Genomic DNA, 16,879 nt, shown 5'->3' with positions numbered 1-16,879 from the left:
AAGCGCGCACCGGGGGGTGCGCGGCACCGCAACCGCGCGGCGGGACCGTACCGCCGCCGACACCTGGGGGAGACCACCATGGTCATGGACGAGGAACGAGCCGAGCGCAACGGCGACGAGCGGCCGGAACGGAAGAGACGTGACAGGGCGGGTGAGGGGCCGTTCGCGGTCTTCGACCCCTCCACCCTGGTCGGTGGCCGGGCGGCACTCCCACCGGCCCCCGTCCAGGCCCCGGTCGGATCCCCCCGTACCGCCCCCGGTAGCGCGCCGCTCAACGGGGCGACTCCCGCCCCGCCCGTACCCGCGCCCACCCCGCCGCACGACGACAAGGCCAGGGCACCCGGCGCACCCCCCACCGACCCCGGGCACCGGGCCGAGGCCCCGCCGCCCGTCTTCGTGGAGAAACTCGATGAGCCGAACGAGAAACGGGCCAAGGCCGGGGCCAGGACGCCCACGGAAAAGACCTCCCGGAAAGAGGTGGCCCAGCAGGGGGCGGAGAACGCCGGATCCGTACCCGAATCGACGATCACCCTCTGGGGCGGCATGGGAAGCGGCAAATCGACGCTGCTCGCGGCCCTGTCCCGAGCCGTACAGGACCCCATGTACGGAAAGTGGAGCATGTGGCCGGAGGACCACGCCTCGCAGAAGTTCCTCAGCGACCTGGCGCACACCCTCTACCGCGACCGGACGTTCCCGCCCGCCACGCTGACCGAGCAGCGGCCGGTCCGCTTCACACTGGCCGGCGACCTCACGGGCACACGGTTCTCCCGCGGGAGCGGCAGACGGTGGTGGCGCGGAGGCGATCGCCGCGAGCTGACGGAGTTCAAGGTGACGCTCCGGGACGTGCCCGGCGAGGCGTTCGACCTGCGGTCGCAGACCGGTGCGGCGCTGGGCGGCAAACTCATCAAGGACCTGGGGGCGGCCCGGGCCATGGTGTACGTGGTGGACCCCGTACGTGAGTGGCAGGTCAACGGCGAGGAGGGACCGCTCGGCGAGGACGCCCGCCAGAGCGCGGACTTCTTCTCCGATGTCCTCGGCGGGGTGGCCACCGAGGTCAACATGCGAGGCGAACGGCACGGCAACAAGCTGCCCCACAGCATCGCCGTCTGCCTTGGCAAGTTCGACGACGACCGGGTGTTCCGGTTCGCCTGCGAGCAGGGCAACGTCCGTCTCAACCCCCGCACCGGGCAGCCCGAAGTGATGGACGCCAAGCGCTTGTTCGACGGACTGTGCCAGGCCTTCCCGCACGGCAGTCTGCGCGAGATCCAGCAGCAGATCGAGCTGTTCTTCGCCCCCGAGCGGGTCGGGTACTTCGTGTGCTCGGCCGTCGGGTTCTGGATCGACCCCGAGCGCGGCTTCGACTTCGAGAACCCGTCGCTGGTCAATCCCGTGGAGGACGACGTACGGCTCGTCGCGCCGCCCCGGCCCGTGAACATCCTCGAGCCCTTCCTCTTCCTGCGGGGCGTCGGCCCCCAGCAATCCTGACCCCGGCACCGCACGACCGCACCAGAGGAGACCACACGCCATGCCACCGGGACTGACCGCCCACTGGGCCCTGTGGGGCAAAGCGCCCCGGACCAACAGCGGCTACAAGGTATTGGCGGCCCATCCGCCCGAGCGGAGCGCCGACTACAACGCCTCGATCCTCCACTGGTCGCCGGGCACGCCGGCGCGCGGGGACCAACTCCCCTGGATCACCATCGGCCCCGGGCGGATGCCGGACGGGACCGACACCGTGGGCATCTTCGTGCTGGACAGCACCGACAGCGTGGACCGGACGAACCGGCCGATCCACCGGATCCACCACTTCGCCGTCGCCACCGGCCCGATCGGCGAACTCTCCCTCGGCTGGTGCGGTCTGGCCAGGGCCGCACTCGATGCCGCACCGTTCGTCGCGGCATCCGGCGTCGGGCCCGTCCACCTGCCCGTCGGGGAGGACGGCAGCCTGCTCGCCCACGTGGGCAGCGGCATCTCCGCCCGGGTGACCGCGGGCAGCCACTGGCTCGCGGCAGCCGCGGCCTGTCTCCTCGACGGCCCCGTCGTGGTGACGGGCGCCCGCGACTACAAGCCCCTCGAACTGCTCCAGGTCCTGGACTGCGTCGCCGCGATGCTCCCCTTCGGGGTCCGCGCCTCACTGTCCGCCGCGACCGGCAGTTCCTCGGGATCCCAGGTGCCCATGCGCCTGTACTGGGGAGACGCCGACGAGTCGCCGGGCGTCACGGGCCTCGTCTGGGACGGCGGCCTCCCCGACCTCGACCGGCTGTCCCCGGGGGCCCGTGCCTACTTCGACCTCCTCATCGAGGCATGGCACGCCCACGGCGCCGAGACCGTCGTCGCGCACCTCGCGCGCTCCCGCGAGCCCCTCGACCTCGACTCGGCCCACGTGCACGCCGACGCCCTGCACATTCTGTCCGGGCTCAACCCGGGGCTGGCGCTCGCACAGGAGGTGCGCCAGGGACATACGGTGGACGACCGGCTGATCGACGACGCCCTGCGCCACGACGTCTTCGACGCCCAGTCCGTCGCCGTGCTCTCCGCGGCCAAACTCGCCGGACGGTCCACCGACCTGAGTGCCATGGCCCGTCATCTCCCGCAGCCCGAGGTGTCCCAGGTGTTCTGGAATCAGCTCGTGGACGACCTGCTCGACGGACGCCTCGACAGCGCCCGCGGGCGGTTCGAGTCCCTGCGCGAAGCGACTCCCGACACGCCCGACGGCCGCGATCCGCTCGACCGCGCACTGGCCTGTGTGATCGACGAGGTGAGACAGCGCTCCGCGGTGGACGCGCAGGACCCCGTCGTCGACCGGCTACTGCCCACCATCTCCGCGTTCAGCCCGGGCACGATGGCCTTCACCCAGTCCCAACTGCTCGGCATCCCGGGCCTGGCAGGACGGCTCGTCCAGGCCGTGTGCGCACAGCAGCACGAGCCCGCCCCGCATGTCCTCGCCTGGCTGCGCTGGCTCTGCGACGACGAGGTGCCCGATGTGGCCGGCAGCCCGGAACTCACCCCGCTGTACTCCCTGTTGGCAGCGGAGAACGCGATGGTGGAACCCTCGAAGAAGTGGACCGAAGCTCAACCCGAAGCAGCCACCCGGCTGTTGGCGGCAGCCGCGGCATGCGGTCGCGCCGACCAGCTCCTGCGGGGCGGCTTCTTCGAGGGACTCGTAGCCTGCGCGTGCCGGAACACCCCGTCCGACCTGTCCGATCCGTCCGAGGAGACCCCACCGACACTCCTCCACCGCGCGCTGGACCGTCCGCCGTACCAAGTGCGAGCCGAGACAGCCGCACGCTGGGACATGCTGTGCGCGCTCACCGGCCGGCTGCCCGAGGCCTTCTTCGCCCTGACCCGCACCCCGGAGCTGTCCGGCTCCGCGGGCGTCACCACCCGGCTCGCGGGCTACGCCTCGACCCTGCAGGCCGAACTCGGGCTGCCCCTCGTCCGCGAACACGTGCCCAAGATCGTCGAAGGGCTGCTGGAGGAGATTCTCTCCGTCGACCAGGAAACCGGCGAGGGCCCCGAGGACACCGGCCGCGAACTCACCCTGAGGCTGCTGGAGGGGCCCGGCTCGCACACCCACCTCGCGGTCGACGCCGTGGCACGCCTGACACGGAATCCCCTGTGGAACGAGACGGACCCGGACACCCGCTGGCTCGACCGGATCGCCCGCCATCGGCCGGAACTGGCGCCTGCCCTCTCTCTGCGCACGCTGTACCGCACCGCTCGCGTGGCCGGAAACTCCGTCGAGGACCGCGGCACACTCGCCGTCCAACTCCTCGACGCGCATCGTGCGGGCGCAGACTCCGAGCAACTCTGCGTACCCCTGCGGTCCTGGGCGGCCAAGGGCCCCGTCGGCGAACGGATTCTGGGCATCCTCACGGCCTACCGCAACGCGTGGACGTCGCAGGCCGGGCCGCACCTGGCAGACCAGGAGACCCACCGACTCGAACTGGCCCTCGGCCGAGGCCCGGACCCCGCGCTGTGGCAGGCCTACATCGGCCACGCCGTCGACTGCCTGAACAAGCGACGGGCCGAGAACGCCCGGCGGATTCAGGAGCTGGCCCGCGAACAGAAGCACATGGACCTGGAGATCGACCGGCTGCGAAGACTCGACGCCGGCGCCTCCCACGCCCGTCCGTAGGTGCTGACCCCGCTCCGACGGCACTCCTCGAACGCCGCTCCGGAGCGCCGGAGATCGCCAGGACCTCGACTCCGAACCCGTACTCGCACGTCCTTGGGGGGACACATCATGCACACCATCCGTGCCTCCGCGCGCCTCGCTCTGCTGCTGGCAACGGCCGGCGCCCTCGCCGCCTCCGGCGCCCCGTCGGCCGGCGCCTCCGACAAGCCCCTGCCCCGCGACGGCATCTACCGGTCGCTCAAGGTCGACGACGTCCCCGCGGCATACGTCGTCCTCGTCGACACCTCCAGCTCGATGCAGGACAAGGGACCCGACGGAAAGCCGCTCTACGCAACGGTCAAGAAGCGCCTCGGTTCCTTCCTCAAGACCCTCACTCCGGCCGACGAGGTCGCCGTCGTCACCTTCGGGCGGGCCACCAGCGTCGTCCATCCCATGTCCCCGGCGAACCGGACCGACAAGCTGCTGAGCAGCGAGCTCCCGCGCTCCGCCGAGGAGACGGCAAGCGACCACGGAGCCGCCCTGAACGTCGCCGCCGATCAGCTCGACCGCAGCACGGCGCCCGTCGGAGCGGTCCTCATGCTCACCGACGGCGCCGTCAACGCACCCGACAGCCCCTACGCCCGCCTCGGCACTCCGGCCTGGAAACAGCTCAGACAGCGGTACGACGCCCTGGGCGCCGACCGCGACGTCATCGGCTACGGTCTGCCTCTCGCCGACGGCACACAGGTGTCGCAAGTCCTCGGCAGCGCCTTCGGTGCTCCGCGCATCCTCCCCGTCGACCCCGCGGCCCTGGGCTCGCAACTCAACGACGCCAAGGAACGGGTGCGCGCCGAGAAGGCCGAGAGCGTGCTCCGTGCCGACCAGGGCGAACAGATCGCGGTCTCCGTCCAGGGCCACGGAATCGAACGGCACGGTGCGGGGAAGGCCACCCTGGCCGCCGGCGGCGACACCGGAAAGCGGTCCGCGACCGTGCGGGTCACGCTGACCTCGCACGCCCGGCACGTCCCGCTGCGCGTCGACCTCAAGGCCGACGCCGCTCCCGGGGACGCGACGGTACACCTCGCCGCTCCGGCCGCGCCGGTGACGGTCGAACCCGGACGGAGCCGGACCGTCGAGGCGACGCTGACCTGGCCCCAGGACGCCGAGTTCGGCCTGCTGCCGGGCACCCGGGACTTTCGCGCCGGAGTGAGGATCCGCGCGGAGGTCACCTCGCCGTGGACACGGACCGTGCGCAGCTCGATCGGGTACGCGAAGTTCACCACCGGACGGCCCACCGTCACCGACGTCGACCTGGTGGGCACTGTCCCCGCCCGCACCCCCGGCTGGCTGTACCCGCTGATCCTGCTCGTCGTCCTGCTCGGCTCGGCCGCCGCCTGGCGCTCGTACAAGCGACGCAACCCGAAGCTGTCCGGGGCGCTGGTCGTGACGGACCTGCGGTCCGGCGAGCGACAGACGATCCTGCTCGGCGGCAGGGAGGTCAGCAAGGACACCGACGCCGGAAACGTGCGGGCCCGGATCTCCGTGCGCGGCCGGCACGAAGGAGGCCGCCTCGTCCTCGCCCTGCAATGCGTCCGCGAGGCACCGAGGCCCGGCGACGACCGGCTGCGCGACAGCGGCACGTGCGAAATCGGCAAGTCGACGGTGCTGTGCGGGATCGGCTTCTCCCACGAGACGCACAGCCAACCGGCTGTCGCCCTGCACTGAGATCCGCCCCGCCCGAACCTCGGGACGCAGGCCGCTGTGCTGCCGTGTCGCCGACAGCCGGCACGGCACCAAGTCGCGACCACGTCCCCACCCGCCCAGGAAAGGACCCTTCATGGTGAAGCCGTTGGACCCGGCCGTGGACCCGGCGGAGGCCGGCGGATTCCGCCTCCTGGGCAGGTTGGGCGCGGGCGGGTTCGGCACCGTCTACCTCGGCCGGCCCGTCGGAGAACACCGCGGACTCGACACGCTGGGAGCCGTCAAACTCCTCAAACCAGAGTTCGCCGACGACACCCAGCACCTGCAGCGCTTCCACCAGGAAAGCAAGGCCCTCGACCGCTGCAAGGGCGCCCGCATCCCCGAACTGCTCGTCTTCGACTTCGGCAGCGGACGCCGACCCACCCTGGCGACCCGGTTCATTCCCGGGCTGTCACTGCACCAGATCATCGAGTCGCACGACGGAGCGCTGCCCCGCCACACCGTGCACGCCATCGCCGCCGAACTGGTCGACACACTCAACACGGCACACGGGAAAGGCCTGTTGCACCGCGACCTGCATCCGGGCAACGTCCTGCTGACTCCGGACGGCCCCTGGATCATCGACTTCGGTCTGACGCGCATCCGCGGCCAGCGGGTCACGGTCTCCCTGGACACGGTGATCGGCCACCCCCACTTCTGCGCCCCCGAGCAGATCCTCGGACTGTCGAAGACGACCAGCGCGACCGACGTCTTCGGCATCGGCGGGATCGTCCTCTACGCGCTCACCGGGCACCCGCCCTACACCGGGGAGAACAACGCCCGCGCGATGCTCATGCGCCGCGTGTCCGGCACAGCACCCGACCTGACGGGACTACCGGACGACACGATGGGCGGGATGATCCGGGCCTGCCTGGCGGAGGACCCGGCGGACCGTCCCACCCTCGACCAGGTCGCCGAATGCTTCGGCGAACCCGGCACGCTGCGACTCCCGGACGGCATCGGCCGCACTCTGGCCGGCTACCGCACCGAACTGGGCCAGTTTCTCGCAGGCGTCGGCAACGCGGCAGACCTGACCGTCCCGTTCCGACCCGGTCGGCGCAGCTGGCGCACCGACGTGGGGGGGTGGCCGCACTCGGCGGTCGCCACGGAACAGGGCGGCGTGGTCGTCGCGGACAACAGCGGCGTGCGCTGGCTGGACGGGGCGACGGGGGAGCAGGAGGACCACCTGCCCGACTTCACCGCGCCTGTTCAACTGCACGCCGAAGGAGCCCTGTTGCTCATCAGCGACGCCGGCGGCCGGGTGGAGTCGTGGGACACCCGCTCCCGTACCCGCTGGTGGTCCGTCCCCGCGGGCAGCCTCACCGACGCCCGGGTACTCCTGCGCGGCCAGAGCGTGTTCCTCGGGGACAGCAGCGGCTGCCTCCACCACTTCGACGCCGTCACCCGGCGCGTCTGGTGGCGGACCGAGCCGCTCACCGACGACGGAGGTGGCCCGGCCGAACCGGTCGCCGCCGATGCCCGTCAGGTCTACCTCTCCGCCGCGGAGGGCCGCGAACTCCTCGCGGTCGACGACGAGAACGGCAGCGTCCGCTGGAAGCGGGCCGTACGACTCCCCGCCACCCTCCTCACCAGGCCCCTCGCCCTGGAGGACGCGCTAATCGTCGCCGACGCGGACGGCGGCCTGCGGTCCCTGGCGGCGGGCGACGGCTCCACGCTGTGGGAGACGGAACTGGGCGCGCCGGTCGTGACCCCGCCGCTCCGTATCGGCGACACGCTGATCATCGGAGACACCGCGGGCGTCGTGCACTGCCGGAGCGCCGCCACCGGAGAGACGCTCTGGCGTGTCGAACACGCCGAGGGCGAGGAGTTCTTCGCGCTGTGCACGGACGGATCGGCCGTCTACGCCGGTGGCTGGAACGGACGGCTGCGACTCCTCGACACCCGGGACGGCTCCTCGTTGCAGAGCCTCGACCTCGGTGGCCAGATCCTCGCGACCACGTACGCACCCGTCGGCCGGACTATCTACGCCACCGCCTCCCACGGAGCGGTGCACGCCCTGCCCACATCCGGCGCCGCGGAGCCGGTGCGCGGACGGTGAACTCGGGACCCGACCTTCAACTTGCCCTGCGGGTCCGCTTCTTGGGGGGGGCGTCACCCCGCTGTCTCCAGTTCGACCCGCTCGGACACGCGCGGCCGCGGCCGTACGATGCCGGCCGAGCAGGCGGCGACGACGCAGAACGCCACGGGGAGGAAGAAGGTGACGTCGAGGGGCACGAACCGGGTCAACGGCCCGATCACGGCCGGGCCGGCGAGCATGCCGAGGTAGCCGAGGCCCGCGACACGCGAGACGTTGGCACCCGCGGCGTCCTGGTCGGCGTGCCCGGCGGCGCTGAAGAGCTGCGGTACACAGCCGGACAGTCCCGCACCGAATACGGCCCAGCCGGCCAGTGCCAGCGGGATCCAGTCGGACAGCGCGGCCGTGGCGAGCCCGAGCGCCGCGACGGACGCCCCGTACCGGAGGATGGCCGTGGGGCCGTAGCGCGCCGCGAACCGGTCGGCGAGCAGGCGGCCGACGGTCATGGCGGTGGCGAAGGCTCCGTAGGCGAGGGCCGCGGTCGCCGGGGGCGCGTCCAGGACCCGGCGCAGGTGGAGCGTGCTCCAGTCGTTGGCGACGCCTTCGCACAGCATGATCATCAGCGCCAGTACGGCGAGCATCCAGATGTGCCGGGGCGTCCTGCGCCTGGTCTTGGCGACGTGAGCGGTGGCCTCCGGGGCCTGCCGCCGTTCCGGGGCCAGGAGCCTGGGCGCGGCCAGGGCGGAGGCGGCGAGGCCGAGGGCCGCGACGGCCGACAAGGTGGTCGCGGGACTCCATCCCCAGCTGAGCGTGCCCGCGCCGACCAGGGCGGCGAAGACGCCGCCTATGGAGAAGGTGGCGTGGAACGCGGACATCACGGGACGCCGGTAGGCGTGTTCCACCTGCACGGCGTGGGCGTTCATGCTCACGTCCAGACAGCCGTTGCCGACGCCGAGGGCCAGGAGCGCCGCACCGAGCGTCCACACGTTCCCGGCCAGTCCGGGCAGGGCGACGGTCGCGCTGCACAGCGCCGCGCTGAGCGGAACGACCGTGCGGGCGCCGAAGCGATCCGTCAGCGGCCCGACTGCCTGCATGCCCGCGAACGCTCCCGCCCCGAGCAGCAGCAGAAGCCAGCCGAGGGTGGCGTGACCGATCCCCACGCGTTGCTCGATGGTGGGGATGTGAACGATCCACATCCCCATGAGGAAGCCGTTCAGGACGAAGTAGGCGAAGGTGGCCAGCCGAGCGGCCCACAGATGTCTTTCCACGTTTCAAACGTAACGAACAATTTCGGCTTTCGAAAGGTGGCAGTGCGAACAGTTATTGTGTTTAATGAGGGCATGGCTGGCATCGACCGACTGAGGCAGATCACCGACGCCGTACAGGCCGCAGGCAGCGTGGGCGTTGCCGAGCTGGCCGAGCTGACGGGTGCGTCGGAGATGACCATCCGCCGCGACCTGGAGGCTCTGGCCGCCCAAGGGGTGCTGGAGCGCTACCGCGGCGGCGCACGCAGTCTGCTGCTGCGCGGCGACGAGCCGCCGTTCGCCATGCGCGTTCATGACGGCCTGGAGGTCAAGCGGCGCATCGCCGCCGAGGCGGCGAAGCTCGTCACGGACGGCGAGTCGGTCGTCCTCGACAGCGGTACGACCTGTCTCGAGGTGGCCCGCGCGCTGAAGGGCCGGCGGATCACGGTGATGCCGTTGTCGCTGCACGCGGTCAACGCCCTGACCGACGCTCCCCAGCTGACACTCCTGGTGCCGGGCGGCCTGCCGAGGCAGGGTGAACTGGCGCTGACCGGTCCCCTCACCGAGGCGTCGCTGGCCTCACTCCGCTTCGACACCGCCCTCATCGGCTGCTGCGGACTCGACGCGGTGAACGGCCTGACCGCCTACGACCTGGACGACGCCGCCGTCAAACGCGCGGCCATCGCCGCCTCACGTCGGGTCATCGCCGTCACCGAGGGATCCAAGTTGTCCCGCACGGCCCTGGCCGTCGTCGCACCCGTCTCCGCGCTCGACGCGGTCGTCACGGACGAGCGCGCTCCCCGGGAACAGACGGAGGCCCTGGCCGCGGCAGGCGTGACCGTACGGCAGGTGTGATCCGGCCGCCGAGGTGGAGGCGGGACCGGGCCGGACGGACTCGCGAGGAGACCTTCACGTCGGCAGGGGGCCTCGACGCGCCGACCTCGGCTCGGGCGCCGCGGACCTCTCCGGACCGGAATCCGCCCGCCCCGGCGGGCAGGACGCCGAACAGCCCGGCTCGGCCTGATCAACTGCCCGAGCTGCCAGGGCCGTTCCGCTGAGCGCCGTCGACCTGGGTGTGCCAAGCTCACGGGTCGACTCCGGCTCGTCAAGTGTTGAATGCGAGCCGTGGCGCGAGGGTTCCCGACCGATCAAGGTCCGAACAAGCCAACCCTTGAGCCGTGCCACAGGCGTCGACGGCAGACGCGTACCGAATCCGGAGCCTGAATCTCCCCCAATTCGGCTTCAGTTGTTGACGCCCGCAACGAGCGGAGATACAACCCGGGAGAGCGCTCTCAGTCTGCTGTTGCTCCACCCCCACCACGCCGCCTCGGCCTGAGGAGAACCCGCATGCAGTCCAGCGCCAGCGTGCCCATTTTCAGACCATCGAGAACAACTGCCCGCACACGTGCGGCTCTTGGTCTGGTCCTCGTCCTGATCGTCGCCTGCTTCGCCGCCCTGAATCCCTCGCCGGCGCACGCCGTGGACCAACTGCTGTCCCAGGGGCGGCCCGCCACCGCCTCGTCGACGGAGAACGGAAGCTTCCCGGCAGGTGCCGCCGTCGACGGCAACACCGGAACCCGCTGGTCCTCGGCCTTCGCCGACCCGCAGTGGCTCCAGGTCGATCTCGGATCCGTCCAGCAGCTCACGCGCGTCACCCTGAACTGGGAGGCCGCCTACGCCAAGTCCTTCCAGATCCAGACCTCCACCGACGCCAACAACTGGTCCACCGTGTACTCCACGACGACCGCCACCGGTGGCACCCAGAACCTCACCATCACCGGCAGCGGCAGATACGTGCGCCTCAACGGAACGACCCGGGCCACGCCCTACGGCTACTCCCTCTGGGAATTCCAGGTCTACGGCCCCGGCGGCACGACGCCGCCCGACAGCTTCTGGGGCAGCACGAGCGACATCCCCGCCGCCAACAACGCGGTGGAGGTGAAGATCCTCAACCGCACCAACGGCAAGTACCCGGACAGCCAGGTGTACTGGAGCTTCAACGGCCAGGTCCACTCCATCGCCGAGCAGCCCTACCTCGACATGCCGGCCAACTCCGCAGGGCGCATGTACTTCTATCTGGGCTCACCGAACAGCGCCTACTACGACTTCATCGAATTCACCGTCGGCAACAACGTGTTCAACGGCAACACCACCCGGGTCGACGCCTTCGGCCTCAAGCTGGCCATGCGGCTGCACAGTAAGGACGGGTACGACGCCGAGGTCGGCGAGAACCGTCAGACCTTCGCCGAAGACCGCACCGCGACGTTCCAGCGGTTCACCGACGCCGTTCCCACCCCCTTCAAGGTGCTGGCCCAGACGCAGGCCCCGTACCGGATCATCGCTCCCGGCAGCGACCCGACCTTCCGGGCGGGCGGGACCAACGCCAACTACTTCACCGCGTACGCCCAGTCCGTCGGCGTCAACGCCGCCACCTCCGACATCTTCGGCTGCGCCGCCGCCCTGGCCGGCAACCCCGACATGTGCGCCGCACTGAACCGTCACGTGGCCACCCTGCCGGCCTCGCAGCAAGGCGATCCGGCCCAGTACTACAAGGCGGCGCCCGCGAACTACTACGCCAAGTTCTGGCACGACAACGCCATCAACGGACTCGCCTACGGTTTCCCCTACGACGACGTTGCGGGCCAGTCCTCCTTCATCTCCCACGGCAGCCCGCAGTGGCTGCTGGTCGCCGTCGGCTGGTAGCGGCCGGCGGCACCGCACCGGTGGGCTCGAAGGCACCGGCCACTGCCCACCGGAACAGCCGTTACGGCACACACTGAGCGGCGTTCGTCTCGCCATGCCCGTTTGCTCCCCCCTCTCCGGAGAGTTCTCTGCGCCGGGGCGGGGGGCGCCTTCGGAGCGCCTACCGACCGGCGGAAGTCGGAGCTCACCGCCTTGGTACGGGCGGGTGTCGGCGGGTCGCTGGTCCATGGACGCGACCTCGCACGCGAGTTTGGACGGGTCCCCTCGGTGCGCTACGATCGATCTTGAGCGGTCCACCCGAACTCGGGTAGGAGCGACGTGCGTTGGTGGTCCAAGGAAAGACGTCCCGCTTCCTGCGGGGAGATGCAGGTGCAAGGCCTGCCCGGCGCTCTCACGGCCCCGCCTCCAGAACACTGGAGGCGGGGCTTGTTGTATGCCCGCCACTCCCGCTCCCGCCGCCGCTGTGTCGAGGTCGGCAGCGCGGTGCGCTGCTCGGACCGTCGAGGCCGGGCTCGGAGGGGGGACGGTCTCACGGCCAATGTTCAAGGATTGCCAAGCCCTGTGCGATGCGTTGACATGTTCCTGCCCTGTGGCTAGCTTCACCGGGAGTTCTCATCTGCGCTCCCAGGTCCACGACTTCGGGGGCCCCTCGGGGCGTTCGGGCAGCCCGGCGCCTCATGTGCGTGTGCGACAACGTTGTCAGATTCAGATCATGTCCAAGCGTTAGCTCCAGCGTGCGCGACAACGTTGTCAAGCCTCCCGCTCTCGACCAGAGGAGAAACCCCGTGAAGACACGGCGGTTGAGATCCAGCGGCACCAGCATGATCGGCTTACTCGCGACGGCGGCACTGGTCGGGGTCGGGCTGTGCGCCCCCGCGGCGGCGGCCGGGAAGGCCGCGCTCGTCACCTCGCCGGCCACGGTGGTCAACCCGTTCATCGGGACGTCGAACCAGGCCAACGACTTCCCCGGAGCCGACGTCCCGTTCGGCATGGTCCAGTGGAGCCCGGACACACCCTCACGTCCCCCCGGCGGTGGGTACGAGTACAACGACTCGTCCATCACCGGCTTCAGCCTCACCCACATCGCCGGACCCGGCTGCGGAGCGGCCGGTGACATTCCCGTGCTGCCCACGGTCGGCACGGTCAACACCGGTGCGACCGACGCCTTCTCGCACGCCAACGAGTCGGCGTCGGCGGGCTCGTACAAGGTCGCCCTCAACAATCAGGTGACCACGGAGCTGACCACCACGACGCGCAGCGGTATGGCGCGCTTCAGCTTCCCCGCGAGCAGCCAGGCCAACCTGATCTTCAAACTCGCCGGAAGCCAGAACGGCGCCACCTCGACGCAGTTCACCAAGGTCTCGAACACCGAGGTCAGCGGACAGGTCACCAGCGGCCACTTCTGTGGTGCGGGCAACACCTACAGCGTCTACTTCGACATGGTCTTCGACCAGCCGTTCACCTCACAGGGCGCCTCGATCGCGAAGACGTCGGCGGCCACACCGTCGAGGCCCGCCACGGCATCGAAGAACGCCGCCGAGAAGCCCAACAAGCCGGTGCTCCACGGCAAGATCCCCACGGCGGCGGCTCCGAAGGCGGCCAAGGGCAGCGCGGCCCCGACCGCCGCCGCCTCGAACGGCTACGTCACCTTCAACACCACCAGCAACCCGGTCGTGCAGGCCAAAGTCGGCGTCTCCTACGTCTCCGTCGCCAACGCGGCGGCCAACCGGGCCGCGGAGAACTCCGGGTGGGACTTCAACGCGACCCGCATCGCCGCGCAGAACGCCTGGAACAGCGCCCTCGGCAAGATTCAGATCGCCGGCGGGACGACGGCGCAGCAGCAGATCTTCTACACCGCGCTCTACCACTCGCTGCTGTACCCGAACGTCATCAGCGATACCAACGGCCAGTACTACGGTTTCGACGGCAGGACCCACACCGTGGACGCCGGGCACAAAGCCGCGTACGCCAACTACTCGGGCTGGGACATCTACCGCTCGCAGGCCCAACTCGAAGCCCTCGTGGCACCCCAGGCCGCCTCGGACACCGCGCAGTCGATGGTCGACGACTACGCCCAGACCGGGGTCTTCCCCAAGTGGTCCGAGAACAACGGCGAGTCCTACGTCATGGTCGGCGACCCCGCGGACGCCATCATCGCCGACTACTACGCCTTCGGTGCCAAGGACTTCGACACCACGACCGCACTCGCCGACATGATCAAACAGGCGAGCACGGCCAACAACGACAGACCGGGTCTCAACTACCTCGACTCACCCGGATACATGCCGCACGACGGCACCTACGGCTGCTGCAACTTCTACGGCCCGGTGGCCACGACACTGGAGTACAACACCGCCGACTTCGCCATCTCCGCACTGGCCGGAGCCCTCGGCGACACCGGCCACCAGAAGACCTACGCCAACCGCGCGCAAGGCTGGCGCAACGTACTCAACCCCGCCTCCGGCTTCGTCGAGCCGCGTAACGGCGGCGGCTCCTGGACAGGCGGCTTCGATCCCACCAGCGGCACCGACATGGTCGAAGCCGACTCGTGGATCTACACCGGGATGGTCCCGTTCAACGTCGGCGGTCTGGCGCGGGCCAAGGGCGGCAACACGGCGATGAACCACTACCTGGACACCGTGCTGCGCAGCTACACCGGCGACAAGGGCTACGCGTGGGTCGGCAACGAGCCCAGCATCGAACTGCCCTGGGAATACGACTACACCGGGCAGCCCTACAAGACGCAGGGCACCGTACGGGCGATCCAGGACCAGATCTGGGCCGACACCCCCGCCGGACTGGCCGACGGCAACGACGACCTCGGCGCGATGAGCGCCTGGTACGTGTGGTCCGCCCTCGGCATGTTCCCGGAGACCCCCGGCACCGCCGACCTCGCCCTCGGCTCACCCCTGTTCACCCAGGCCGTGGTCACGCTTCCGTCGGGCAAGACACTGACGATCAACGGCAACGGCGCCGCCGACAACGCGCCCTATGTGCAGTCCGCGACGTGGAACGGCTCCGCGTGGAACAACGCCTTCGCCCCCACCACGGCCATCACGGCCGGCGGCACGCTGAACTACACCCTCGGCACCAGCGCCAACACCTCCTGGGCAACGGCCGCGTCCGCGGCGCCGCCCTCCTACGCCGGTGACACCACGGCACCCGCCTCACCCCGCATCGGCGCCATCACTTCGGCGGTGGCGGCGAACCTGTGCGTGGACGACGCGAGTTCCACCACCACGGACGGCACCCATGTGCAGATCTGGGGCTGCAACAGCACCTACGCCCAGGACTGGATCGTCGCCGGCGACGGGACGATCCGGACCCTCGGCAAGTGCCTGGACGTCGACCACAGCGGGACCACCAATGGCACGCTGATCCAACTCTGGACGTGCAACGGCAGCGGCGCCCAGCAATGGACCACCGGAGCCAACGGATCCCTCGTCAACCCCCAGTCCAAGCTGTGTCTGGACGATCCCAACTCCTCGACCACCAACGGCACCCAGCTCCAGATCTACACCTGCAACGGCTCAGGTGCCCAGAACTGGAAACTGCCGACGTGAACCGCCGGCACCGCTAGCGCGCCCTTCGGGCGGACCGGCTCTGCCCGTCGCGTGCCCGTGCGTCCCGCCCGTTCGGCCGGGACGCACGGGCACACGGTGTCCCCGGTCGACGCTCGCGACGACAGTGGGCGCACCGGTCGCGCTCCGTCCGGTGCGGTCGGCGAGGATGAGAGCCGACAAGCAGGGCGGCGAGAGGGCGCGATCATGCTCGTATCAACCGGATTCGGGAAGCGCGGGGGAGTGGCGTCCGCTGTCGTTCTGGCTGTTCTGCTCACGGGCTCCGGTTGCGCCGTCGGCCACGGATCGCCAGGGCGCGGGGCGCCGAGCTCCGGCCATGCGTCCGTCTCCGGCTCCGCGAGCAACGGCTCCAAGACCTCGACAGGGAACCTGACGTGGGAGTTCGAGCACGTGGCCGACTTCAGCGGAAAGTTCGAGGATGTAGCCGTGCTCGCCGCGGACGACATCTGGACGGTGGCGACCGAGTTCGACGGTCGGGGCAAGGCCCACCTGCTGCACTACGACGGCAAGAGCTGGAAGCAGGAGCAGTTCCCCGAGGCTCTGGGCGAGAGTCTCTATGCGCCCAGGCTCGAGGAATTGGGGGAGGGGGAGATCTGGCTGCGGCCGCAGAACGACGGAAACGGTACAGACGAGAACTGGGCACGGTGGGACGGCACCCGGTGGTCCGCCGTGCCGAACCCTCCGCCGGGCAAGGTGGTGGACTTCGAGGCGACAGGACCGGACGACGTCTGGACCCTCGTGGGAGGACAGTCCGCCCAGCACTGGGACGGCGACCGGTGGTCGGTGACGCGACTGCCGATCGCCGCGGGCGACCTGGCCGTGGCGGGGCCGAACGACGTCTGGGCGGTCGGCAGTCGTGACACGGGCCCGGGGACCGAGCTGGGCTCCGACGAGCGCTACAGCCAACCCGCCTCCGCCCACTGGGACGGCACGGCCTGGAAGTCGGTGGACACGCCGCAGGCCCGCTTCGACGATCCGGTGCCTCCGGAGCCCGGCGCCAGTCTTCTCCATGTCTTCGCCTTCGCGGGCGACGGCGTACGTGCCTACGGCAGCAACAGCTTCAACCACGGCGAGGTCGACAACGAACCCGCGGACGAGTTCATCCAACTCCGCTGGGACGGCTCGAAGTGGGCCGAGCAGCCCCCCGCCCCGGGCGGCTGTGACTGGCGGACTCCCCTCGGGCGTGACGACAACGGACTGTTTCTGGACGGAAACTGGTACCTGACCGACGACGGCCGCTGCGTGAAGATCGGGCGGCACCGCCTGCCCACGTCGACCGGGGCCCGAAAGACTTCGAACCAGTCGCTCTGGCTCAAGGAGATTCACCGGGTGCCGGGCACCGACGCGTGGGTGGGCGCGGGCCAGGTCGAGGTGAACCAGAGCGGCGCCCCCTTCAGCGCTCCCGTCATCGTCCGTCTGCGGCGCGGCGCTGGGTGAACGGCCGCCCGTGGTTGCCGTG

At 70.3% G+C, this 16,879-nt stretch carries 9 protein-coding genes; 8 read left to right on the top strand and 1 reads right to left on the bottom strand.

Translation table 11 applies throughout. The annotated features are described in order from the left end of the window. Positions 1-84: 84 nt before the first annotated feature. From ABZT74_RS20770 to ABZT74_RS20755, 4 genes are all read left to right on the top strand, one after another. Entirely contained in the window at positions 85-1,485 is a 1,401-nt protein-coding gene (locus ABZT74_RS20770) for a hypothetical protein (protein WP_356436868.1), read from the top strand. A 40-nt stretch (positions 1,486-1,525) separates the two neighbouring features. Further along, positions 1,526-4,138 carry a hypothetical protein gene (locus ABZT74_RS20765; RefSeq protein ID WP_356436866.1) on the top strand — a complete coding sequence of 871 codons (2,613 nt, stop codon included), beginning with the start codon at positions 1,526-1,528 and terminating at the stop codon, positions 4,136-4,138. 108 nt (positions 4,139-4,246) lie between these two features. Further along, entirely contained in the window at positions 4,247-5,842 is a 1,596-nt protein-coding gene (locus ABZT74_RS20760) for a vWA domain-containing protein (RefSeq protein WP_356436863.1), read from the top strand. 112 nt (positions 5,843-5,954) lie between these two features. After that, positions 5,955-7,916: a serine/threonine-protein kinase gene (locus tag ABZT74_RS20755; protein ID WP_356436860.1), complete on the top strand. Its 1,962-nt coding sequence runs from the start codon at positions 5,955-5,957 to the stop codon at positions 7,914-7,916. Between the two features lie 53 nt (positions 7,917-7,969). Here the strand turns inward: ABZT74_RS20755 and ABZT74_RS20750 are convergent, their stop codons facing one another. Beyond that, positions 7,970-9,160: an MFS transporter gene (locus ABZT74_RS20750; RefSeq protein ID WP_356436857.1), complete on the bottom strand. Its 1,191-nt coding sequence runs from the start codon at positions 9,158-9,160 to the stop codon at positions 7,970-7,972. Positions 9,161-9,232: 72 nt separating this feature from the next. Between ABZT74_RS20750 and ABZT74_RS20745 the strand changes: the two genes are divergently transcribed. From ABZT74_RS20745 to ABZT74_RS20730, 4 genes are all read left to right on the top strand, one after another. Beyond that, positions 9,233-9,991 (top strand): DeoR/GlpR family DNA-binding transcription regulator, encoded by a 759-nt coding sequence (locus ABZT74_RS20745; RefSeq protein ID WP_356436854.1) that lies wholly within the window; start codon positions 9,233-9,235, stop codon positions 9,989-9,991. Between the two features lie 492 nt (positions 9,992-10,483). Further along, complete coding sequence (locus tag ABZT74_RS20740; protein ID WP_356436851.1) at positions 10,484-11,839, top strand: beta-1,3-glucanase family protein; 1,356 nt, start codon at positions 10,484-10,486, stop codon at positions 11,837-11,839. Positions 11,840-12,624: 785 nt separating this feature from the next. Beyond that, complete coding sequence (locus ABZT74_RS20735; protein ID WP_356436849.1) at positions 12,625-15,402, top strand: lectin; 2,778 nt, start codon at positions 12,625-12,627, stop codon at positions 15,400-15,402. Positions 15,403-15,810: 408 nt separating this feature from the next. Further along, positions 15,811-16,857 carry a hypothetical protein gene (locus ABZT74_RS20730; protein WP_356436847.1) on the top strand — a complete coding sequence of 349 codons (1,047 nt, stop codon included), beginning with the start codon at positions 15,811-15,813 and terminating at the stop codon, positions 16,855-16,857. The last annotated feature ends 22 nt before the right edge of the window (positions 16,858-16,879 follow it).

The organism is Streptomyces sp. NPDC005302 (assembly GCF_040607345.1).
Lineage (GTDB): Bacteria > Actinomycetota > Actinomycetes > Streptomycetales > Streptomycetaceae > Streptomyces.
The sequence above is the reverse complement of the archived record's forward strand: the minus strand, read 5'-3'. Positions and strand labels throughout refer to the sequence as shown.

Bases quoted from the DNA above. Each gene is read 5' to 3' on its own strand.
- ABZT74_RS20770 (WP_356436868.1), top strand. From the start codon at position 85: ATGGACGAGGAACGAGCCGAGCGCAACGGCGACGAGCGGCCGGAACGG.
- ABZT74_RS20765 (WP_356436866.1), top strand. From the start codon at position 1,526: ATGCCACCGGGACTGACCGCCCACTGGGCCCTGTGGGGCAAAGCGCCC.
- ABZT74_RS20760 (WP_356436863.1), top strand. From the start codon at position 4,247: ATGCACACCATCCGTGCCTCCGCGCGCCTCGCTCTGCTGCTGGCAACG.
- ABZT74_RS20755 (WP_356436860.1), top strand. From the start codon at position 5,955: ATGGTGAAGCCGTTGGACCCGGCCGTGGACCCGGCGGAGGCCGGCGGA.
- ABZT74_RS20745 (WP_356436854.1), top strand. From the start codon at position 9,233: ATGGCTGGCATCGACCGACTGAGGCAGATCACCGACGCCGTACAGGCC.
- ABZT74_RS20740 (WP_356436851.1), top strand. From the start codon at position 10,484: ATGCAGTCCAGCGCCAGCGTGCCCATTTTCAGACCATCGAGAACAACT.